The organism is Streptomyces sp. AJS327 (genome assembly GCF_013450295.1).
Classification (GTDB): Bacteria; Actinomycetota; Actinomycetes; order Streptomycetales; family Streptomycetaceae; genus Streptomyces.
On record NZ_SKBR01000002.1, the window covers coordinates 1,400,672 to 1,421,039 of the forward strand.

The window sequence follows — 20,368 nt, forward strand, 5'->3', positions numbered from 1 at the left end:
GGGTATGCCCGAACTCCCGGCCCGGGCATCCGGCCCACCCGTGCGCCGCGCGCTGCTGGACGGCGCGGCGGGCCGTCTCGCGCGTCCCTACACCGCCAGCGGGGGGCGCACCGAGGCCGCGGCCGGACTCGACCTGATGACGCTGGTGAGCGCTGTGGGCTCGGCCCCACCGCACGATCTGGGCCCGGACCACGTCCAGTTGCTGGACCTGTGCCGGGGCCCGGTATCCGTCGCCGAACTCGCCGCCCGCGCGCGGCAGCCCGTGGTGGTGGCGAAGGTGCTGCTGTCCGATCTGGCGGATCGCGGCGCCGTGGTGACACGTGCCCCGGTGGCCGCTCCGCTGGGCCCGGATCCGACTGATCGACAACTGCTGGAGGCGGTGCTGGATGGACTGCGCAGACGGCTCTGAGGGGGCCGCGGCGACACCTGGTGCGGAGCCGTCCCCCGTCTTCCCCACCGCCGTGAAGATCCTGGTGGCGGGCGGGTTCGGGGCGGGCAAGACCACGTTCGTCGGGGCGGTGAGCGAGATCGCGCCGCTGAACACCGAGGAGCTGCTGACCCAGGCGAGCGAGGCGAGCGACAGCCTGGAGGGGGTGGAGCGGAAGGTGACCACCACCGTGGCGATGGACTTCGGGCGGATCACGCTCAGCGCGGAGCACGTGCTCTACCTCTTCGGCACGCCGGGCCAGGAGCGGTTCTGGTTCATGTGGGACGAGTTGAGCGAGGGCGCGCTGGGCGCGGTGGTGCTCGCCGACACCCGGCGGCTGGAGCACTGTTTCCCGGCCATCGACTACTTCGAGCGGCGGGGGATCGGGTTCGTCCTCGCCGTCAACCAGTTCGACGGCTCGTATCGCTACGCGCCGCAGGAGGTGCGGGCGGCCGTGGACCTGCCTCCCGATGTCCCGGTACTGCCCTGTGACGCACGGCAGTTCAGCTCCGGTACCGGAATCCTCGTCTCCCTTGTCCGGCATCTGATCGAATCCAGGAGCGCGCATGAGTCCGATGTATGACCCCACGAGTCACCTGCTGATCACCCCGCGGGATCCGGAGGCGGCGCAACGGTCGGCGAGACTCCGCCAGCTGGCCGTCGGTGCCGAACCGGACCCGGAGTTCGACGAGTTCGCGCGGCGCGTGGCCCAGGTCGCGGAGGCGCCGCGGGCCACCGTGACCCTCGTCGACGAGCATCGGCAGGTCTTCGCGGGCCTGCACGCCCCCGCCCCGGAGCTGGCGGAGGGCCTGCCGGGGACGGACGGCTGCCCCCCGCTGGCCTCCCCGGAGCGGGTCCTCCCGCGGGACCACGGCTTCTGCCCCTACGTGGTGGTGCGCCGCACGGCGCTGGTGCTGGAGGACGTCCGGGACTTCCCGCGCTTCGCCGGAAACCCGATGGTGGACGCCTTCGGGGTGCGCTCCTACCTCGGCGCTCCGATGCTGGACCCCGGGGGGCTGGCGCTGGGCACCGTCGCGGCGGTCGACCGGGTGCCCCGCCGGTGGGGTCTGAGCGGACTGCGGACCATCAAGGAGCTGGCGGCCGAACTGGCGGAGCGCATCCTGAACAGGGAGGCCCCCACCGGCTGACGGGGCGGCGGCCCTCCCGGTACGCTCGCCGCGCTGGACCGGCGCGGACGACGGAGAGGCGGCAACAGGTGGGCGCACGGCGGGACATGACGCGGGCGGCGGACGGCACCCGGGTGGCGACCTGTACCTGGCTTCCGGAGGATACGCCCCGGGCGCTGGTGCAGTTGGCGCACGGCGCCGCCGAACACGCCTGGCGCTACGACCGGTTCGCGCGGTTCCTGGCGTCCCACGGCTACGCGGTGGTGGCCTCCGACAACCGGGGCCACGGCCGGACCGCGGAGTCCACCGGTGGCTACGGAGTGGTGGGCGAGAGCGGCTGGCGGTCCACCGTCGCCGACCTGAGGACGGTGGCCGACCGGGTCCGGGGCGAGCTTCCGCCGGGCACACCGCACGTGCTGCTCGGCCACAGTATGGGCTCCCAACTGGCCCGCGACTACGCGCAGGAGCACGGCGCGGAACTCGCCGGGCTGGTGCTCTCCGGCACCTTCCGCTCGCTGCCGGGCAACGAGCCCGAGACCGCGATCCGGCGGCTGGAGGAGGAGATCGAGCGGGGTGGCCGGTCGGCGCCGTCCACCTTCGTCGGGGATCTGTTCAGCTCCTTCAACGATCCCTACCCGTGGCGCACCGGCTTCGAGTGGCTTTCCCGCGACGTGTCCGAGGTGGACGGGTACGTGGCGGACGAGGCGTGCGGGTTCTCCTTCAGCGCGGGCCTCTCGTTGGACTGGGTGCTCGGCACGCGCAAGATCAACGATCCGGAGCAGCTGGGCCGGATCCCGCGCGACCTTCCCGTCCATCTCGCGGTCGGGGACCAGGACCCGTGCAACCAGCGGATGACGCTGGTCTACGAACTGCTGGAGGACTTCCGTTACGTGGGCCTGCGAGAGCTGAGCTGGCGTGCGTACCCCGGGGCCCGGCACGAGATCCTGAACGAGACCAACCGGGACGAGGTGCAGGCTGACCTGCTCGCCTGGTTGAACGCACGCGGGTAGCGGGCACGTGGGGCGGCCGCCGGTGCCCCGGCACCCGGACGGTTCCGGGGCACCGGACGGTTTCGGCGGCCCGGGCGGCCCGGAGGGGGATGGCGTTCGCGGCGGCCCGGGCGGGCGGCGCCGCGCCCGGGTCAGTGGTTGGCCGTCGTCCAGCCGCCCGCGAAGTCGGCCGCCGGGGCCGGACGCGCGTAGTACCAGCCCTGTGCCGTGTCACAGCCCAGGTCGCGCAGCTTCTCCGCCTGGTGCTCGGTCTCCACACCCTCGACGGTGACGGTCAGGCCGAGCGCGTGCGCCAGGGAGACGATGCCCTCGACGAAGGTCACGTCGACCGGGTCGGCCGGGTGCCGCTGGAGGCCCTGGGTGAAGGAGCGGTCCAGCTTGAGCGTGGTGGCGGGCAGCCGCCGCAGGTTGGCGAGGTTGGAGTACCCGGTGCCGAAGTCGTCCAGCGCGATGTCCACGCCCAGCTCGGCGAGTTGACGCAGCGGCTTCAGCTGGTCCTCGTCGGCTCCTATCAGCGCGCTCTCGGTCACCTCCAGGCAGAGCGAGGACGGGTCGACGCCCGCCGCCTCCAGCACCCGCACGGTGTCCGGCACCAGGTCGGGGTGGTGGAGCTGCCGTGGCGAGAGGTTGACGTTGACGCGCAGCGGCCGCTCGCCCTCCGCCCCCTCCCGGGCGTCCCGTTCGCGCCACTCGCACGCCTGGCGCACCGCCTGTTCCAGCACCCAGCGGCCCAACGGGACGATGAGGCCCGTGTGTTCGGCCAGCGGGATGAACCGGTCGGGGCTGAGTCTGCCGTGTACCGGGTGGTGCCAGCGGACGAGCGCCTCGGCGCCGTCCACCCGGCCGTCCGACATGCGGATCAGGGGCTGGTACTCCAGGAAGAACTCGTCCCGCTCCAGCGCCGCCGGGAGGTGGTTGGTGAGGCTGTGCCGGTCTATGGCCCGCGCGTCGGAGTCCGGGTCGGCGATCTCGTACCGGTTGCCTCCGGCGTCCTTCGCCCGGTACATGGTGATGTCGGCGCTGCGCATCACCTCGGCCGGGCCCAGCTCACCGCTCGGGCCCTCGACGATGCCGATGCTGGCCCGCACCGACAGCTCCCGGCCGTCGAGTTCGATGGGGGTGGCCAGAGCCGCGAGGGCCTGCCGGGCGAGTTCGGTGACCTCCTCGCGGCCCGCGGGGTCGGACATCAGCGCGACGAACTCGTCCCCGCCGATCCGGGCGACCAGGTGCCCGGGGGAGGGGACGCAGGACTGGAGCCGCTCCGCGACGGAGATCAGCAGCTGGTCCCCGACGGCGTGCCCCAGGCTGTCGTTGACCGCCTTGAAGCCGTCGATGTCGAGGTAGCAGAGGCCGAAGCGGCGCACGCCGCTGCCCGCCACCAGGATCCGCTCCAGCCGTTCGGCGAAGAGCGCGCGGTTGGGCAGCCCGGTCAGCTCGTCGTGAGTGGCCTCGTAGCGCAGCCGCAGGTGCAGCAGGCGCCGCTCGGTGACGTCCTCCATGAGGGCCAGCTGGTACCGGGGTTCGCCGTCCCCGTCGCGAAGGAGGGAGACGGTGAGGTTCGTCCACAGCACGGTGCCGTCCGGGCGGTGGTAGGGCTTCTCCACCCGGAAGTGGTCGCGTTCGCCGCGGACCAGCGCCCGGTGCATGCGCCAGACCTCGGGGGCGTCGTCCGGGTGCACCCAGTCGTTCATGTTGCCGCGGCGGATCTCCTCCTCGGAGCGGCCGAACATGCGGGCCATGGCCTCGTTGGCGTCACGGATACGGCCGTCCATGTCGGCGATGCTGATGCCCATGGTGGCGTCCTTGAAGACCGCGCGGAACCGGGTCTCGCTGGCGTGCAGCGCCTCACCGACCGCCGTCTGCGCGGCGAGCGCCGCCCGCGAGAGCGACTCCTGTTCGCCGAGGGTGCGTTCGCGCAGGGCCTGCGCGAAGCCGGTGGCGATGGCGTGCTGGAGGCGGGCGCAGCGGGAGGTGGACTCGTCGGTGGGCAGCGGTTCGCGGTCGCCCTGCGCGGCGGAGTACAGCACCAGGTACGAGTCGACGACGCCGAGGATCTGCGGCAGCGCGTCCGGGTTGGTGCAGTGGCCGTCGATGAGCGCGCCGCCCACCTCGCGTCCGGGCGCGGGGCTGAACGGCTGGGCGTGCAGGGCGTCGGCGAGCCGGTGCGCGAGGGGGAGCAGGTACTCCGCGAACTCGGCGCGGGTCATGGCGGTCTGGGTGGCGGGGTGCACCGCGCGGCTCCAGATCGTGGCGAAGCGGCGCAGTCCGTCGTGCTGGGGGAGGTCCGTGTCGAGCCCGGCGGGCTCGTGGGGCGCGGGGGTCACCCGGGGTCTCCCGCCTTGCGTCCCACACCCGCGCAGACGCTGAGCGCCGCCGGGTCGGCGCCCTGCGGTGGGTCGTCGTCGGGGCGCCAGTGGGGCGGGGTGGTCAGGCCGGGCTCCACCAGCTCGAAGCCGTCCAGGAAGCCGCCGATCTCGGCCCGGGAGCGGAGGGTCAGCGGGGCGTTGGTGGTGCCGTAGACCTCAAGCAGCGGCGCGCAGTCGTGCCGGGCGCCCGGCTGGGTGGAGGCGTGACTGATGATCAGCAGGCTGCCGGGGGCGAGCGCCTCACCGAGCGTGCTGACGGCCTTCGCGGGTTCGTCCCGGTCCGCCACGAAGTGCAGTACGGCCGTGAGCAGAAGGGCGGTGGGACGGCCGAAGTCCAGGAGCTGCTCGGCCTGTTCGCTGTCGAGGATGTCGCGCGGGGTGCGCAGGTCCGCCGAGACGATACCGGCGTGCGGCTCGTCCGCCAGCACCGCGCGGCTGTGCGCCACCGCGACCTGGTCGTTGTCGACGCAGAGCACCCGGCAGTCGGGGTCGAGGCCGAGGGCGGTCTCCGGAACCGAGCCGAAGGTGGGCAGGCCGGAGCCGACGTCGAGGAACTGGGTGACGCCCTGCCGCACCGCGTACCGCACCGCGCGGCGCACGAACGCCCGGTTCGCCTGGACGAGTCTGGGCAGTCCCGGCCAGGCGCGCACGGCACGCCGGGCGGCCTCCCGGTCCACCTCGAAGTTGTGTGACCCGCCCAGGTAGTGGTCGTACATCCGGGAGACGCTCGGCACGTTCAGGTCCATTCCCTGCGGGGCCCAGGCGGGACGTTCCATCGAGGTGTCTCCAGCTTGCTCATGTCATCGGGGATCCCGTGCGGGTGAAGAGGCTACTGACCCCGGAGCCGCGGGTGGAAGGAATCGGCGACTCCGCGACCGGATCCGGCGGCCCATCGGGGGAGCATCCGGGCATAGTGCGCCGGCATGCGCCCCCGGTGAGTGCCACGCGGCCCCGGGCGCGCTGCCGCGCCCCCGCGAAGGCCGCTTCACCTTGCACGAACTGGCCTACCGTACCGGGTCGTTGGTCGACGTATCGCCCCGAACACGCCTACCCGGCTCCCGGGCGCTGGCGCTCCGCGCGGGCCCGTCGCGGACGGCGCGCGGCGCCCGGAACGGCGTGGGTGGTGAGGGGGCGGAGGACGGCGGCGCGAGAGAGTGGACGGTCAGTTCGAACGACGGCACATCGTGTGGAGATCGTGATGCGAGAAGCGGTACCCGACCCGCGGGGTCGGTCGGAGGAGGGCCCGTGGGGCCGGTCCGGGCGGAGCCCGCGAGGGTCCGGGGAGGAGGGAGCCGTCGCGCGCGACGGCGGAGCGGACGCGGACGGGGAGGAGGGCTTCCTGGACCGGCTCGCGGACCGGCTGGCGGGTCTGCCCACCGTCCGGGCGGTCGCGCTCGGCGGCTCCCGGGCGCGGGGCGAACACCGCGTGGACAGCGACTGGGACGTGGGCGTCTACTACCGGGGCGAGTTCGACCCGGAGGACCTGCGGGCGCTGGGGCTGCCCGGTGAGGTCTGCGAGGTGGGGGCGTGGGGCGGCGGGGTGTTCAACGGCGGCGCCTGGCTCACCGTCGAGGGGCGTCGGGTGGACGTCCACTACCGCGACCTGGACGTGGTGGAGCGGGAGGTGTCCGAGGCCGGGCACGGCAGGTTCCACTGGGAGCCGCTGATGTTCCACCTGGCGGGCATCCCCAGCTACCTGGTGGTGGCCGAACTCGCCCGCGCCCGCGTGCTGCGCGGGGAGCTGCCGCGACCGGAGTACCCGGCGGCGCTGCGGGCCAGCGCCCCCTCGTTCTGGCGCGGTACCGCCGAGCTGACGCTCAGCTACGCGCGCGCGAACCACGTTCCGCGCGCCGGGATGACCGAGGTCGCGGGCGCGCTGGCCACGGCGGCAGCGCAGATCGGGCACGCGGTGCTCGCGGCGCGGGGGGAGTGGGTCACCAACGAGAAGCGACTGCTGGGCGCGGCCGGTCTGCGCGCGGTGGACGGGATCGTCGCGGGGCTCCGCGCGGACCCCGCGACGCTGGAGGGGGCGCTGGCCGAGGCGGAGGCCCTGTTCGCCGCCGTCCTCGCGGAGGTTCCCGGGGAGCAGCCGCCGGCGGACACCCCGGGCTGACGCGCGGGCGCGGGGCGCGCCCGGGGCGGGAGGGGATGCGGGGGTGGGAGGGAGGGGACGGGGAGGGGCGGCCCGTCCCGGCTCGGCGCGGAATGGCGGGTGGGCTCCTCCATGCGCCCCGGGGGCTCCGCCGGGGTGGTGGCCCGGGTGGGATGCGGGGTGCCGCCGGGGGTCTCCGTGGGGGTTTTCGCAGGTGGGAGAGGTGTGAGCGGTGCGTGCGCTTCCGCGCGCCCGCTGTGCCCCCGTAACCCGCTGACCTGCACATGACCCGTCATGCTGTTTAATTGCACAGTCCTCGCAATAACAGATGATCTTCAGTAGGGGTGACGCATGACGGCCCGGACCGTACGGACAACCATCGCGGTGACGCTGGTGGGCGCGGTGCTGGCGGGGGCGGCGGCGTGCTCCGCGCCCGCTGAGGAGAACGGCGGCGATCCGGACGCGGTGACCGTGGGCGTCGCGCAGGAGCCGGACACGCTCAGCCCGCTGCTCGGCTACGGCAGGGAGGGCAACTCCAAGATATTCGACGGCCTGCTCGCGCACGACGCCGAGATGCGGCTGCGGCCCGCGCTCGCCACCAAGCTTCCCGAGGTCAGCGACGGTGGCCGGACCTACACCTACACCCTCCGCGAGGGCGTCGAGTTCAGCGACGGCAAGCCCTTCACCGCCCGCGACGTCGTCTTCACCTACCGGACGATCCTCGACAAGAAGACCAACAACGCCTCCAAGGGCGAGCTGGAGGCGCTGAAGAGCGTCCAGGCCCGGGGGGACCACACGGTCGTCTTCCGGCTGAAGTACCCCTACGCGCCCTTCGCCGAGCGCACCGTGCTGCCCATCGCCTCCCGCGCCGTCGCCGGGAAGCAGGACGTCAACTCCGGTGACTACAACACCAAACCGGTCGGCACCGGCCCCTACACGCTCGCCGAGTGGCGGCGCGGCGAGAAGCTGACCTTCCGCGCCAACCCCCGCTACTGGGGCGGCGAACCGAAGGTGAGGCGGTTCACCGTCGCCGTCATCGAGGACGACGACGTCCGCGCCACCCGGCTGCGCTCCGGCGACCTGGACGGCGCGATCCTGCCGCCGAACCTCGCCGCCACCTTCGAGAAGGACGACGACAAGCGCACCCACCGCGCCACCACCGCCGACTACCGCGCCGTCAGCCTGCCCACCGACGGCAGGGTCACCGGCGACACCGCGATCCGCCGCGCGCTGGACCTCGCCGTCGACCGGAAGGCCATGGTCAAGGGCATCCTCAGCGGGGCGGGGAAGGTCGCGCACGGCCCACTGCCCACCGACAGCCCCTGGTTCACCCGTGGCACCGAGCGCCCGCACGACCTGGCGAAGGCCCGGCGGATCCTCGACGCGGCGGGGTGGAAGAAGGGTGAGGACGGCATCCGGCGCAAGGACGGGCGGCGCGCCGCCTTCACCCTCTGGTACTTCTCCGGCGACAAGCTCCGGCAGGACCACGCCCTGGCCTACGCCTCCGACGCCAAGAAGGCCGGGATCAAGGTCACCGTCGAGGCGGGCAGCCGGGAGAAGGTACAGCCCCGCCTGGAGAAGGAGGCCATGCTGATGGGCAACGGCTTCCCCGCCGACCCGGACTTCGACCTCTACCCCACGCTGCACTCCTCCCAGGCGCACCAGGGCTGGAACAACATGGCTGGGTACCGCAACGACGAGGTCGACGAGCAGCTGGAACGGGCCCGCCGCAGCGGGGACAAGGCGGAGCGGGGGAAGGCGTACGACGCGGCCCAGCGGGCGCTCGCCAGGGACCCCGGCTACACCTTCCTCACTCACATCGACCACCTCTACGTCCTGCGGGATGACTGGAAGGACCTGACCACCCAGGTCGAGCCGCACGACCACGGAATCGGCGCCGGGCCCTGGTGGAACGTCCAGGACTGGCAGCCGTCGACGTGACCGGCGGCACCACGGCGCCCGTGGCGCGCGGCACCCGGCGGGCGCTGTGGGGCCCGATCGCCCGGCTCGCCGGACGGCGGCTGCTCGCCGCCGTCCCGGTGCTGGCCGCGGTCACCTTCGGGGTGTTCGCGGTGGCCGCCGCCTCACCCTTCGACCCCGTACAGCAGTACGCGGGCGGCGCCGCGCTCAACGCCTCCCCGCAGGCGCTGGAGGAGCTGCGCCAGAACCTCGGCGTGGACGGCCCGTTCTGGGAGCGCTGGTGGAACTGGGTGACCGGGGCCCTCACCGGCGACCTCGGCGACTCGACCGCCCTGCGGCAGCCGGTGACCGGGGTGATCGGGGAGCGGCTCGGCTGGTCGGTGCTGCTGTGCGCGGTCGGCTTCGCGCTGGCCGTGCTGGGCGGAACGGTGCTGGGCGCGCTCGCGGCCCGACTGCGCGGCGGCCTCCTCGACCGCGCGGTCACCTCCGCCGCCTACACGCTCCAGGCCGCCCCGCCGTTCTGGCTGGGCCTGCTGGCGATCTGGCTGTTCGCCCTCCAGCTCGGGGTGCTCCCGGCCGGCGGGCTCACCGGGACCGGCAGCGAGACCGTCGGCGCGGGGTCCGTGCTGACCCATCTGACGCTGCCCGCCCTGGTGCTGGCCGCCTCCCAGCTGCCCTGGTTCCTGCTGTACGTGCGGCAGAACGTCGGGGACGCGCTGGACGAGGACGCGGTGCGCGGCGCCCGCGCCCGCGGCCTGCGGGAGCGCACCGTGCTGTGGGGACACGCGCTCCGCTCCGGACTGCTGCCGGTGCTGACCCTCGTCGGCTCCCGGGTGCCCGAACTGATCACCGGGGCGCTGCTGGTCGAGACCGTGTTCAGCTGGCCCGGGATCGCCTCCGCCACCGTACGGGCCGCCACCGCCACCGACTTCCCGCTGCTGGCCGCGCTGACCACGCTCGCCGCGGTGGCGGTACTGGCCGGGAACCTGCTGTCCGACCTGCTCTACGGACTGGCCGACCCCCGGGTCTCACTGGAGGAGATGTGAGCGCCACCGACCGCCCCGCGCCCGCCGGGGACACCCGCGCGGATGGCGCCTCGGCGCCCGCGACGGGCGGGTGGCGCGCTCAGCGGCGCCGCGCGGCCGACAGCGGCGCCCGCCGCGCGCTGCGCGCCGGAACCTCCTACGGGCTGGTCGGCGCCCTGGTGCTCGCCGTGCTCCTGGTGCCGCCGCTCTTCTCGCTGGACGAGCAGGCCGTCGACCTGGCCGCGCGGCTCCGGCCGCCGTCCTGGGAGCACCCTTTCGGCACCGACGACAAGGGCCGCGACATCCTGCTCCGCTGCGTCTACGGACTGCGGGTCTCGCTGCTGGTCGGTGTGGTGGCCGCGCTGGTGGCCACCGTCATCGGCACCGCCGTCGGGGCGGCGGCCGGAGCCGTGGGGGGCCGGACCGACCGGATCGTGATGCGCCTGGTCGACGTCTTCTCCTCGGTTCCCCACCTGCTGCTCGGCATCTTCATCGTGGCGATGTTCCGCCCCGGCGTCTGGCCGGTGGTGATCTCCGTCGGCCTCACCCACTGGCTGTCCACCGCGCGGATCGTCCGGGCCGAGGTGCTGTCGCTGCGCTCCCGGCCCTTCGTCGACGCCGCGGTGTCCGGCGGCGCCTCACGCTGGCGGGTCGGGGTGCGGCACCTGCTGCCCGGGGTGCTGCCCCAGGCCGGACTGGCGGCGGTGCTGATGGTCCCGCACGCCGTCTGGCACGAGTCCGCCCTCTCCTTCCTCGGCCTGGGACTGCCCACCCACCGGGCCAGCCTCGGCACGATGATCGAGGACGCGCGCGGCACCCTGCTCGCCGGTGACTGGTGGCCCACCCTCTTCCCCGGTCTCCTCATCATCGTCCCCACCCTCGCCATCGCCGGTCTCGCCGGGGTCTGGCGGGAGCGGATCACCCCACGCCGACGGTCGGAGCTGATGCTGTGAGCACGTCCACCACCAGGAGCGCCCCCACCGCGCCGGACGACACCCCCGCCGCCCCGGGAACCCCCCGCGCCCCCGGGGACGCCGTGCCGCTGCTGTCCGTCCGGGACCTGTCGGTGCGCTTCCGGCGGCGCGACGGCGCGCACATCGCCGCCGTCAGCGAGGTCTCCCTCACGCTGCGGCCCGGGGAGTGCCTGGCGCTGGTGGGGGAGAGCGGCTGCGGGAAGTCCGTCCTCGCCTCCGCGCTGCTCGGCCTGCTGCCCGCGAACGCCGAGACCCGTGGCTCGGCCCTGCTCGACGGCGGCCTCGACCTGCTGACCGCCGGGGAGCGGACACTCTCCCGCACGGTACGGGGCCGCCGCGTGGGGCTCGTCCCGCAGTCCCCGGCCGCCCACCTCACCCCGGTGCGCACGGTGCGCTCCCAACTGGCCGAGACCGTACGGGAACTGGTCGGGCCACCGCGCGCCGATCTGGCCACCGCGACCGTGGCGGCGGCCGAGCGCGCCGCCTTCCCCGCCGACCACCTGGACCGCTACCCGCACGAGCTGTCCGGCGGGCTGGCGCAGCGCGCCGCCACCGCGCTCGCGCTGGTCGGTGAGGCGCCCCTGCTCATCGCGGACGAGCCGACCACCGGCCTCGACCGCGAGCTGGCCGAACGCACGGTGGACGAGCTGCGCGGCCACACCGACGCGGGCCGGGGTCTGCTGATCATCACCCACGACCTGGCCGCCGCCGAGCGGGTCGCCGACCGGATCGCGGTGATGTACGCCGGCCGGGTCGTCGAACTCGCCGACGCCGGGCCCTTCTTCGGGACCCCGGGGCCCCGCCACCCGTACGCCGCCGGACTGCTCGACGCCCTGCCCGAGCGGGCCTTCACCGCCATCCCCGGGATGCCGCCGGAACTCGGGGACCTCCCCACCGGCTGCGCCTTCGCCGTCCGCTGCCGGTACGCCACCGACCGCTGCGCCGAACCGCCCGCCCCGCGCGACGGCCTCGCCTGCCACCACCCGCTGACCGGAGGGGAGACCCGGGAATGAGTGAGCGTCCGCCCGCGCTGGAACTGCGCGGCGTCACGGCCGGATACGGGCGGGGCGCGCCGGTGCTCCGCGAGGTCTCGCTCCGCCTCGACCCGGGGGAGGCGGTGGGACTCCTCGGCCCCAGCGGCTGCGGCAAGTCCACCCTGGCCCGGGTCGCGGCGCTGCTGCACCGTCCGTGGGCGGGCAGCGTGCTGCTGGGCGGGGAGACGGCGCGCGGCTGGCGGCACCGCGCCCCCCGGTCCCAGCGCACCCGCGTCGGAGTGGTCTTCCAACAGCCTCGGCTGGCCGCCGACCCCCGGCTCACCCTCGCCGACCTGATCGCCGAACCGCTGCGCGCCACCGGCCGGTCCCGGCGCGTCCCCGAGGCGGTGCCGGAGCTGGCCGAGGCGGTGGGGCTGGGCGGCGACCTGCCGGGCCGACGGCCGCACGAGGTCAGCGACGGCCAGCTCCAGCGCGCCTGCGTGGCCCGCGCGCTGGTCCTCGGCCCCGAGGTGCTGATCTGCGACGAGATGACCGCGATGCTGGACGCCTCCACGACGGCGGCGCTGGTGGCGGTGGTCGAGCGCTACCGGGCCCGCAGTGGCGCCGCGCTGCTCGCCGTCGGCCACGACCGCGCGCTGCTGGAGCGCTGGTGCGACCGGACGGTGGAGCATGCCGCGCCCCAGCGGGGGTACCCGGCGGTGTCGGTGCCGTAGGCGCGCGGACGGTGGGCGCGCCCGCGCGGCACCCCGGTCGCGGCACCACGCACCGCCGCGCCGGAACCCCGCCGAGCCGAGTTCCGCCGGAGGTGGTGGCCGCCATGACCGAACCGCACCACGGCGCGCACCGGGCGTCCGGAGCGCGCCGGGGGCCCCTGCGCTGGCTCCCGGAGCGCACCGGCACGGAGCCGGTCACCGCGCTGAGCGCGCTGCGGCTGAGGCTGTTGCTCTCGGTCGTCTTCGTCCCGCTCTTCCTCGCCGGGACGGTGCTGTTCTGGTACGCGATGACGCAGGCCGGACCGCGGGACGTGCCCAGCCACGACTCTTGGCGCACCCTGATGTGGATCGGCGCGGGGATCACCGTCCTCGCGGTGGCCGATCTGGTGATCGTGGTACGGCGCCGCGCGACGGAGCGGCGCCGCGCCGCCGCCCGCGAACGGGCGGAACACCCCGACGCGGGCCGGGGAGGAGCGCCGGGCCCGGGGACCGGCTCAGGACCGGGGCCGGGCTCGAGCCCGGGAAGCACCGGACCGTAGCGTCCGGCGACCCGGGCTCAGATGCTGACGCCGCGCCCCCGCAGGTACGCGAGCGGGTTGATGTCGGTGCCGTACCCGGGGCCGGTGCGCACCTCGAAGTGCAGGTGCGGCCCAGTCGAGTTGCCGGTGGAGCCGGAGCGGCCGATGCGCTGCCCCGCGTCCACCGACTGACCGGAGCGCACCGAGATCGCGGACAGGTGCGCGTACTGGCTGTACTTGCCGTCGCTGTGCCGCAGCACCACCTGGTAGCCGTAGGAGCCAGCCCAGCCCGCCGAGACGACCTTCGCCCGCGCGACGGCCTTGACGGTGGTCCCGGTGCCCACCGCGAAGTCGACGCCCGTGTGGTAGCCGGACGACCAGCTGGCGCCGCTGGCCCGGTAGGCGGTCGAGGGGCGCGCGTCGACCGGCGCGGCGGCCGAGGGCCCGCGCTGCGCCGCCTGGCGCTGCCGCTCCTTCTGCGCCGCCTGCTTCCGGGCGGCCTCGCGTCTGGCCTCCGCCTTCCGGGCGGCCTCCGCCTTCGCGGCCCGGGCCTCCCTGGCCTGCTTGGCCCGCTTCGCCTCCCGCGCCTCCTCGGCGGCCCGCGCCGCGCGCTCCTCGCGGGCCTCCCGTTTCGCGGCCGCGGTCCGCTCCTCGGCCTGGGCGGCCTTCTCCTTCGTGGCCTGCCGGGTGTCCGGGCCACTCCGCTCGGCCCGCTCGTCGGAGCCCTGGCCGCCGGAGGTCCGTCCGGAGGGCGGCGCCGCCCGCTCGGGGCTCCCGGCGAGCCGTAAGCGCTGGCCGGGCAGGATCAGGTCGGGGTCCTCGCCGACGGTGGCGCGGTTGCGCTCGTAGAGCCCCTTCCAGCCACCCGCGGCGTTCTTCTCGTCGGCTATGGACGACAGCGAGTCACCGCTGACCACCTCGTAGGTGGTGGGCTTCTTCTCCCGTTCGGCGCGGGCGCGTTGGGCCCGTTCGCTGGCCTTCCCGCCCTCGCCGCCGCTCTCGGCCCGGTCCGCGGCACCGTCCTTCTCCGGTGTGGAACGGCCCTCGGCCGCCGGGGTCTCGCCGCCGGAGCGTTCGGCGGACGCGGGGGCGGCCGCCCGGAGCTGTCCTGGCTCGGCGGAGTCCCGGGTCAGGCCGGCGGAGGAGCCACAGGTGGGCCAGGCGCCGGGCCCCTGGCCCTTGAGCACCTTCTCCGCCACCGCGATCTGCTCGGACTTGCTGGCCAGGTCGGCGCGCGGGGCGTACGCCGTTCCGCCGTACTCCTCCCAGGTGCTCTGGGTGAACTGGAGACCGCCGAAGTACCCGTTGCCGGTGTTGATGTTCCAGGTGTTGCTGCTCTCGCAGTCGGCCACCTTGTCCCAGGTGTCCTGCGGGGCCGCCTGCGCCAGCTGCGCGCCCACGAGCGGGATGGCGAGCCCCGCGCCTCCGGCGGTGAGCCTCAGGGAGACGCGGGTGACGGAACTCGGCCGGTGGCGACGGTGCCGCCCACGAGCGGACATGCCGGTCCTCCCTGTCTATTCGGCTAATTCGGCGCCCAGCGCCGGGAGTTGCCCGGTGACGGGAGTCTTCGGGCGCGCCCACCTTAGAGCGGTACGAACACGGTCACAAGAGTTCACAGACCGATCCCGTGCTCCCGCGCACGGCGGTGCGCCGCCCGGTCGGCCACCTCCGCGTCCCCGTACACCTCGCAGATGAGCCGTCCGGTCCGGGAGAGGTTGTGCTCCAGCTCGAAGAGGCTCAGCTCCTCGCCGTCGGCGAGGAGGAAGGCGTGCTGGTAGAGCGCGCACCACACGTGGAGTTCCCGTGCCGGACCGTGTGGCCTGGGCACATGCAGGATGTCGTGGCCCCGCGCCCCGGTCAGCCGGGCCAGCACCTCCTCGCCGGGCCGGTCGGGGTTCTCGGCCCGCCGCAGTAACCTGCGGGCGTGGTCGGGGGAGTTCCGCCCGTCGTAGTGGCGTTCCTCCATGGCGCCGGCCTCGGTCGCCAGGTACTCGGGGGGAAGTGTTCCGTGGGCGCCGGGTTCACTCGCGGGCGCGCGCGACCGACGGGGTGCTCCGGGGGACGCCCCCGGCGCGCCCAGCGTGCCCCCCGGCGGGCCACCGGCCATCCGCCGGTGCACCCGCTCCTCGGCGCGCAGCAGTTGGGGTTCGCTCGGGTAGATCTCGCACAGCTGCCGCGGCTCCCGGCGGGCCACCTCCGGGGCGTCGTAGCGCAGCTCCCAGAGCGCGAGCGCGGAGCCGTCGGCGAGCAGGAAGGTGTGCCGGTAGCTGCTGCACCGCAGTTCGGGCGGCGGGTTCGACTGGTGACGGCGGCCCCGGAGCTCGGTGTGGCAGAGCACGGTGCGGCTCAGCCGGGCGAGGGTGTGGTCCGGGACGTCGAAGGGGTTCTGGCACCGGGTGAGCAGTTCCGCCAACTGCTGGGCCGGTGTTGGACGTGCGCCTGTGCCCATCGCGGATCCCTCCCGGACGTGCTCTGGCCGACAGCGCCCCCCGCGACCCTCTACCGTAGCCTCCCGGCCGCGTTCTGGGCCGAGTTGGCCGAATTCCGCCCCCGTGGCTGGCGCTGCCTGGCGGATATCCGGCCGCCCGTACGGGAGTTGACCGCTAGGAGCCTCCCAGCCCCATTCGCGTCGCGTCACCCCGCACACCGGACCCCCGCACGGGGCTACCGCCGAACTACGGGGAAACGGGCGCGAGTTCGGGGCGCCCGGGACGGGAAGGCTGTCCCGGGGGCGGGTGGACCGCCGTGGCCGGTCTGTGGGGGGCCGCGCCCGCGGGCCGGGGCGGGGCGCGACCTTGTGGGGGGCCGTGTCCCGGCCCCGCGCCCCCCGTCCCCCGGGGGCCCTCCCGGCCACCGGGCGTCGCCCGCGGTCAGGGGAGGCGGGCCACTCCCGCGTAGCCCGGGATCTCCGCGTCCCCCAGGGAGCCGCCGCAATCCGGGCGCCACCGCTGGGGCACCACCAGCCCCGGCTCCAGCGGCTCCAACCCGGTGAAGAAGCTCCGGAACTCGTCCAGGGAGCGGGGCCGCAGGTCGGTACCGGCCTCCCGGTAGGTGCGGAGCACACTCTCCGTGCGCTCCGCCGTCAGCTCGTCGACGAAGTCCGCGGTGGCGTGCGTCATCACCAGGAAGCTGCCGGGGGCCAGCGCGTCCAGCAGCGTCCGCAGCACGTGGTGCGGACCCATCGCGTCGGTGATGAAGTGGAACAGCGCGTTGACGGACAGCGCGACCGGACGCTCCAGGTCCAGCGTCTCGCGTAGTCCCGCCGAGTCCAGGATGGTCTCCGGCGCGGTGACGTCCGCGTGCACGTAGGCGGTGCGGCCCTCCGGGGTGCTGCGCAGCAGGGCCCGGGCGTGGTGCAGGACGATCGGGTCGTTGTCCGTGTAGACGACCCGGCAGCGGGCGTCCACCGACTGCGCCACCTGGTGCAGATTGGGTTCCGTCGGGATGCCGGTGCCGATGTCCAGGAACTGGCGCACCCCGTGCCCGGCGGCGAGGGTCCGGGTGGCCCGCGCCATGAAGTCCCGGTTGACCCGGGCCGCCACCCGGGTGCCCGGCATGGCGGCCAGCACCTCCTCGGCGGCCCGCGCGTCCACCGCGTAGTGGCTCGTGCCGCCCAGGTAGTAGTCGTACATCCGCGCCGGATGCGGCCTGCTGGTGTCGATCCGGGGTGACTCCGCCGCTGTCTCCATCGACCTCTCCGATCATGTCGGCTGTGCCGGACTGCGCTTCGTACGGTCGGTCCCCCGTGGTCCGGTGGCGGCGGCGGGAACGCCGGCCGGGGGCCGTCCCGCCGCCGCGGCCGGTCGTCAGTCTGAGGCGAGCAGGAAGTCCGCCTCGCCCTTCTTGGCGCCCCTGATGAAGGTCTCGATCTCGTGGGAGGTGTAGATCAGGGCCGGGCCTTCCGGGTCGGTCGACTGGCGCAGCGCCACCCGTCCGTCACCGAGCCGCATCGCCTCCACGCAACTGCCGCCACCGCTCCAGGGCTTGTGCCAGCCGTCGGTACCCAGCTCCTTCGCCGGCATGCCGTTGTATATCGGGCCCATCGTTCAGAACTCCTTGCGGATCGCACCGGGGCGGGGCCCCGGTGTGTCGTGCGGGCACGGCCTGCGCGCTCGTGCGCCTGGGCGCTTCCCGAGGGGGGCCGTGTCGGGACCGCCCGGGAACACGGCGCCGCGACGGCCCTCCGTGCGGACGGTGTTCCGGCGGTTCGGGACGGAACCGGAAGAGCGGGCGAGGAGAGGGCGGGGCCCGCACACCCCGGAGAACTGGCCGGGGACGGACCGGGCACCGCCGTGCGGCCGTATGGGACCGGCCACCGACACCCTCCGCGCGCGAGGGGTAACGCGAGTGGTAAAGCCGGGAGCCGGTGCGGAATCCCGCGGTGCGGGAGTTCGTACCGCCCCGCGTCTTTGTCGCGCGACGGCGCGGAAGGACGAGGGAGCGCCCGCGTGACGGGCACGACAGCACGACGGTACGTGCCGGAATGGACACCGAGGGTTCTCGCGGCTTCCGGGGAAGGCGGAGGTGACGGCCGGTGCGCGGCCCCTTCTCCGTGGCCCGGGGCAATCTGGCCCACGGTCGGGGCCGACCGCGATTCAGCCAACGTATGCCTCCTCGAAAGGACTTGCCGCGAACTGAAGTGTGCCATGCACGCACTGTCGCAACCACAGTGGATCTGCTTTTCTGTGAATTGCAGAACCGGTCTTGCCAGTCCTACCGGAGCCAGAGCTATAGTGAACGCTGTGATCCAGCTCATGAGGCTGCGGCGGTTCCGTCGCACAGGCGGCCTGGTGGTGGAGCCCTCCGGCCCGCCGCCGGCGCACCGGGCGTGCCGCGCGGACGCGGCCCGGGCGTGGCGCATACCGGCGGCCGCCTCTTCTTCCCTGACCAGGTAGATGGAAGGCGAACCTCCTGTGGCCCCCACGCATGCCCCGCGAGACGCCGCGCGCCTCTCGCCTCCCCAGCCGTCGCCGCCCGCCGCGCGACGCTCTCCCGAGCAGTCGGTATCCGCTCGTCAGGGCGGTTTCGCCCTCCCCGCGCTCCCCTCCTCGGTCTCCCGGGCCCGCGACCACGTCTGCCGTCAGCTGCGCACCTGGGGTTTCCCGGACGACGTGGGCCACACCGCGCAGCTGGTGATCTCCGAGTTCTTCACCAATGCCGTCCAGCACACCGAGAGCACGTCCATCACGTGCAGTCTCCGGCTGGGCGAGCGGCAGTTGCGGATCGAGGTGTCCGACGAGGGGGAGTCGGCCGCCGGTCCGTGCCCGCGGGTCGCCGCGCCCGACGCGGTGGACGGGCGGGGGCTACAGCTCGTCGGGGCCCTGGCGGACGCGTGGGGAGTCGCCAGTGCCGAGCACCGTGCCGGGCGCATGGTGTGGGCCGAGCTGAGCCTCCGTCCGGCCTGAACCACCGCCTGCCGCCAGGACGTTGACCGCCGGGCGGGGTCCCGTTGCCCGTGTTCGTGCCGCGCGCGGTCCGTCCCGTGGACCGCCCCGCGTTCGCCTCGCCCCGCCGCCGGGTGCCCTGGTGGCGGGACGACCGGCTCCGAACTCCTCGTCCGGCGTGGGGTTCCCGTGCCAGGGTGGGCCGAACTCCGGGAAGAGCGGCGGGCGTTGTCGACGCGCGGGAGCTGACGGAGGGTACGGAACGCGATGACGCGTGCGCGCCGTGCCGTTCCGGTGCCGCCTGGTGCGTCACACCACGGCCGTCCCGGCCCACGGTCAGCGCGTCCGGTCCCCGCGCCGCCGGGGTTCAGCGCTCCAGCAGCGTGGTGAGCAACTCGACCGTGCGCGAAGGGGGTTCGGCGGAGGCGCAGAGCCGGTCCATCACCATCATGTAGTGCTCGACCTCTTCCCGCTTCTCCAGGTAGAGGGAGCTGGTGAGCTGTTCGAGATAGACGATGTCCGGAAGGTCGGGCTCGGTGAAGCGGAGTATGGTCACCGGACCGCCCGCCGCCGCGATCCCACCCGCCTCGAACGGGGCGACCTGGAGCGTGATGTTCGGTTCGTGGGCCGCCGCGAGCAGGTGCTCCAGTTGCGTCCGCATCACCTCGGCGCCGCCGAGCGGCCGTTGGAGCGCGGCCTCGTCCACCACCGCCCAGAGGGTGGGCGGCCGGGGGCCGCTCAGCAGCAGCTGCCGCTCCATCCGCAGGGTGACGCGCCGTTCCAGCTCGTGGTCGTCGATATGCGGGTTGCCCAGCCGGATGACCTCCCGCGCGTAGTCGCGGCACTGGAGCAGGCCCGGCACGAACTGCACCTCGTAGGTGCGGATGACGGACGTGGCGGCCTCCAGGCCGATCAGCCGGTCGAACCAGGACGAGGTCACGTCGCTGTACTGCTGCCACCAGCCGGGCGATCCCGCCTCGCGGGCCAGCGACAGGTACGCCTCGCGCTCCTCCGGATCGACCACGCGGTAGAGCGTGAGGAGGTCCGAGACGTCCCGCTCCTTGCAGGCGACCCTGCCCAACTCCAGTCGGCTGATCTTCGCGTGGGAGCCCCGGATGGCGTCGCCCGCGGCCTCGCGGGAGATGCCGCGCTGTTCACGCAGCCTGCGCAGCTGCGTGCCCAGTATGATCCGCAGCACCGTCGGTCCGCCGCGGGGATGCCCCGTCATCCTCCCGAGGGGCGTCACACCCTCCGGCTGTGCTCCCATACTGTCTTCCTCTTTCGCCGCTGCACTGAGTGAGGAGTCGAACGCTCAGTGTTCCACTCCCGGAACGGACCGTACAGCAAAGGCGGTTGTACATACCCCTGCCATGTGCCATGCGCCCGTGCGGATGGCATGTCACTGGCAGGGGTACGCACGTGCGTCACTCAGACCGGTGCGCCGCTCCGGTCGTCACCACGGGGTGGACGCCGGGGCCGCTCACGCCCCGGAGTCGAGCAGGTCGTCGAAGTCGCCGTCCTTCGCTCCCTGGATGAACGCGGCCATCTCGGCCGCCGTGTAGACGAGGGCGGGACCCGACGGGTGGCGCGAGTTGCGGACCGCCACGCCGCGGTCCGGCAGCCCGGCCAGCTCGACGCAGTTCCCGTTCGGGTTGCTGCGCCGGCTCTTCCGCCAGGTGACGTCCCCGAGCTGGGTGGCGTCCACGCCGTTCTCCATCTGCATGTGAGTCTCCTCTGTCGGTGCGGCCCCCGTTGGCTGCTCCTGACGGTCAACTACTGTGACACAGCGCGGTGTTCTTGCAGCTGTAAGTGCAGAT

General features: G+C 74.0%; 20 protein-coding genes. 12 read left to right on the forward strand and 8 right to left on the reverse strand.

Features of this window, described 5'->3' with window-relative positions; all coding sequences use genetic code 11:
• The first annotated feature begins 4 nt into the window (after positions 1–4).
• The 4 genes from E0L36_RS15635 (at position 5) to E0L36_RS15650 (ending at position 2,564) form a co-directional block, all read left to right on the forward strand.
• The gene (locus E0L36_RS15635) at positions 5–409 is read left to right on the forward strand and encodes a DUF742 domain-containing protein (RefSeq protein WP_180929628.1); all 405 of its coding nucleotides are present in this window, start codon (positions 5–7) and stop codon (positions 407–409) included.
• The gene (locus E0L36_RS15640; protein WP_180929629.1) at positions 387–1,010 is read left to right on the forward strand and encodes an ATP/GTP-binding protein; all 624 of its coding nucleotides are present in this window, start codon (positions 387–389) and stop codon (positions 1,008–1,010) included. Before E0L36_RS15635 ends, E0L36_RS15640 begins: the two co-directional genes overlap by 23 nt.
• A complete protein-coding gene (locus tag E0L36_RS15645; protein WP_180929630.1) occupies positions 994–1,575 on the forward strand; it encodes a GAF domain-containing protein in 582 nt (193 codons plus the stop codon). The genes E0L36_RS15640 and E0L36_RS15645 overlap by 17 nt, the downstream gene beginning before the upstream one ends.
• Before the next feature lie 86 nt (positions 1,576–1,661).
• Complete coding sequence (locus E0L36_RS15650) at positions 1,662–2,564, forward strand: alpha/beta hydrolase (RefSeq protein ID WP_180930040.1); 903 nt, start codon at positions 1,662–1,664, stop codon at positions 2,562–2,564.
• A 131-nt stretch (positions 2,565–2,695) separates the two neighbouring features.
• Here E0L36_RS15650 and E0L36_RS15655 read toward each other — a convergent pair whose 3' ends face one another.
• Together E0L36_RS15655 and E0L36_RS15660 are read right to left on the reverse strand one after the other, a co-directional pair.
• A complete protein-coding gene (locus E0L36_RS15655; protein WP_180929631.1) occupies positions 2,696–4,888 on the reverse strand; it encodes a bifunctional diguanylate cyclase/phosphodiesterase in 2,193 nt (730 codons plus the stop codon).
• Positions 4,885–5,706, reverse strand: coding sequence for an SAM-dependent methyltransferase (locus E0L36_RS15660; protein WP_180929632.1), 822 nt, complete (start codon positions 5,704–5,706; stop codon positions 4,885–4,887). Before E0L36_RS15660 ends, E0L36_RS15655 begins: the two co-directional genes overlap by 4 nt.
• Before the next feature lie 422 nt (positions 5,707–6,128).
• On the opposite strand from E0L36_RS15660, the gene E0L36_RS15665 reads away from it, so the two are divergent.
• The 7 genes from E0L36_RS15665 to E0L36_RS15695 all read left to right on the forward strand — a co-directional run bounded on the left by E0L36_RS15665 (position 6,129) and on the right by E0L36_RS15695 (position 13,188).
• Positions 6,129–7,043 carry a nucleotidyltransferase domain-containing protein gene (locus tag E0L36_RS15665; RefSeq protein WP_180929633.1) on the forward strand — a complete coding sequence of 305 codons (915 nt, stop codon included), beginning with the start codon at positions 6,129–6,131 and terminating at the stop codon, positions 7,041–7,043.
• A gap of 330 nt (positions 7,044–7,373) precedes the next feature.
• A complete protein-coding gene (locus tag E0L36_RS15670) occupies positions 7,374–8,963 on the forward strand; it encodes an ABC transporter substrate-binding protein (protein ID WP_180929634.1) in 1,590 nt (529 codons plus the stop codon).
• A gap of 20 nt (positions 8,964–8,983) precedes the next feature.
• Complete coding sequence (locus tag E0L36_RS15675) at positions 8,984–9,988, forward strand: ABC transporter permease (protein WP_180929635.1); 1,005 nt, start codon at positions 8,984–8,986, stop codon at positions 9,986–9,988.
• A gap of 119 nt (positions 9,989–10,107) precedes the next feature.
• The gene (locus tag E0L36_RS15680) at positions 10,108–10,920 is read left to right on the forward strand and encodes an ABC transporter permease (RefSeq protein WP_219636778.1); all 813 of its coding nucleotides are present in this window, start codon (positions 10,108–10,110) and stop codon (positions 10,918–10,920) included.
• An 83-nt stretch (positions 10,921–11,003) separates the two neighbouring features.
• A complete protein-coding gene (locus E0L36_RS15685) occupies positions 11,004–11,954 on the forward strand; it encodes an ABC transporter ATP-binding protein (protein WP_308416810.1) in 951 nt (316 codons plus the stop codon).
• The gene (locus tag E0L36_RS15690; protein WP_180929638.1) at positions 11,951–12,649 is read left to right on the forward strand and encodes an ABC transporter ATP-binding protein; all 699 of its coding nucleotides are present in this window, start codon (positions 11,951–11,953) and stop codon (positions 12,647–12,649) included. Before E0L36_RS15685 ends, E0L36_RS15690 begins: the two co-directional genes overlap by 4 nt.
• Before the next feature lie 104 nt (positions 12,650–12,753).
• On the forward strand, positions 12,754–13,188 hold the full coding sequence (locus tag E0L36_RS15695; protein ID WP_258016174.1) for a DUF6343 family protein: 435 nt from the start codon (positions 12,754–12,756) through the stop codon (positions 13,186–13,188).
• 17 nt (positions 13,189–13,205) lie between these two features.
• Here E0L36_RS15695 and E0L36_RS15700 read toward each other — a convergent pair whose 3' ends face one another.
• The 4 genes from E0L36_RS15700 to E0L36_RS15715 form a co-directional block, all read right to left on the reverse strand.
• Positions 13,206–14,666, reverse strand: coding sequence for a transglycosylase family protein (locus E0L36_RS15700; protein ID WP_180929639.1), 1,461 nt, complete (start codon positions 14,664–14,666; stop codon positions 13,206–13,208).
• Positions 14,667–14,779: 113 nt separating this feature from the next.
• A complete protein-coding gene (locus E0L36_RS15705) occupies positions 14,780–15,616 on the reverse strand; it encodes a DUF6227 family protein (RefSeq protein WP_180929640.1) in 837 nt (278 codons plus the stop codon).
• A 421-nt stretch (positions 15,617–16,037) separates the two neighbouring features.
• Entirely contained in the window at positions 16,038–16,856 is an 819-nt protein-coding gene (locus E0L36_RS15710) for an SAM-dependent methyltransferase (RefSeq protein ID WP_180929641.1), read from the reverse strand.
• A 117-nt stretch (positions 16,857–16,973) separates the two neighbouring features.
• Positions 16,974–17,210: a DUF397 domain-containing protein gene (locus E0L36_RS15715; RefSeq protein WP_180929642.1), complete on the reverse strand. Its 237-nt coding sequence runs from the start codon at positions 17,208–17,210 to the stop codon at positions 16,974–16,976.
• Positions 17,211–18,080: 870 nt separating this feature from the next.
• Between E0L36_RS15715 and E0L36_RS15720 the strand changes: the two genes are divergently transcribed.
• Entirely contained in the window at positions 18,081–18,572 is a 492-nt protein-coding gene (locus tag E0L36_RS15720; protein ID WP_180929643.1) for an ATP-binding protein, read from the forward strand.
• Between the two features lie 346 nt (positions 18,573–18,918).
• Here the strand turns inward: E0L36_RS15720 and E0L36_RS15725 are convergent, their stop codons facing one another.
• Both E0L36_RS15725 and E0L36_RS15730 read right to left on the reverse strand, forming a co-directional pair.
• Positions 18,919–19,818, reverse strand: a complete 900-nt coding sequence (locus E0L36_RS15725) for a helix-turn-helix transcriptional regulator (RefSeq protein ID WP_180929644.1) — start codon at positions 19,816–19,818, stop codon at positions 18,919–18,921.
• Between the two features lie 213 nt (positions 19,819–20,031).
• Positions 20,032–20,274, reverse strand: a complete 243-nt coding sequence (locus tag E0L36_RS15730) for a DUF397 domain-containing protein (RefSeq protein WP_180929645.1) — start codon at positions 20,272–20,274, stop codon at positions 20,032–20,034.
• Positions 20,275–20,368 lie beyond the last annotated feature (94 nt).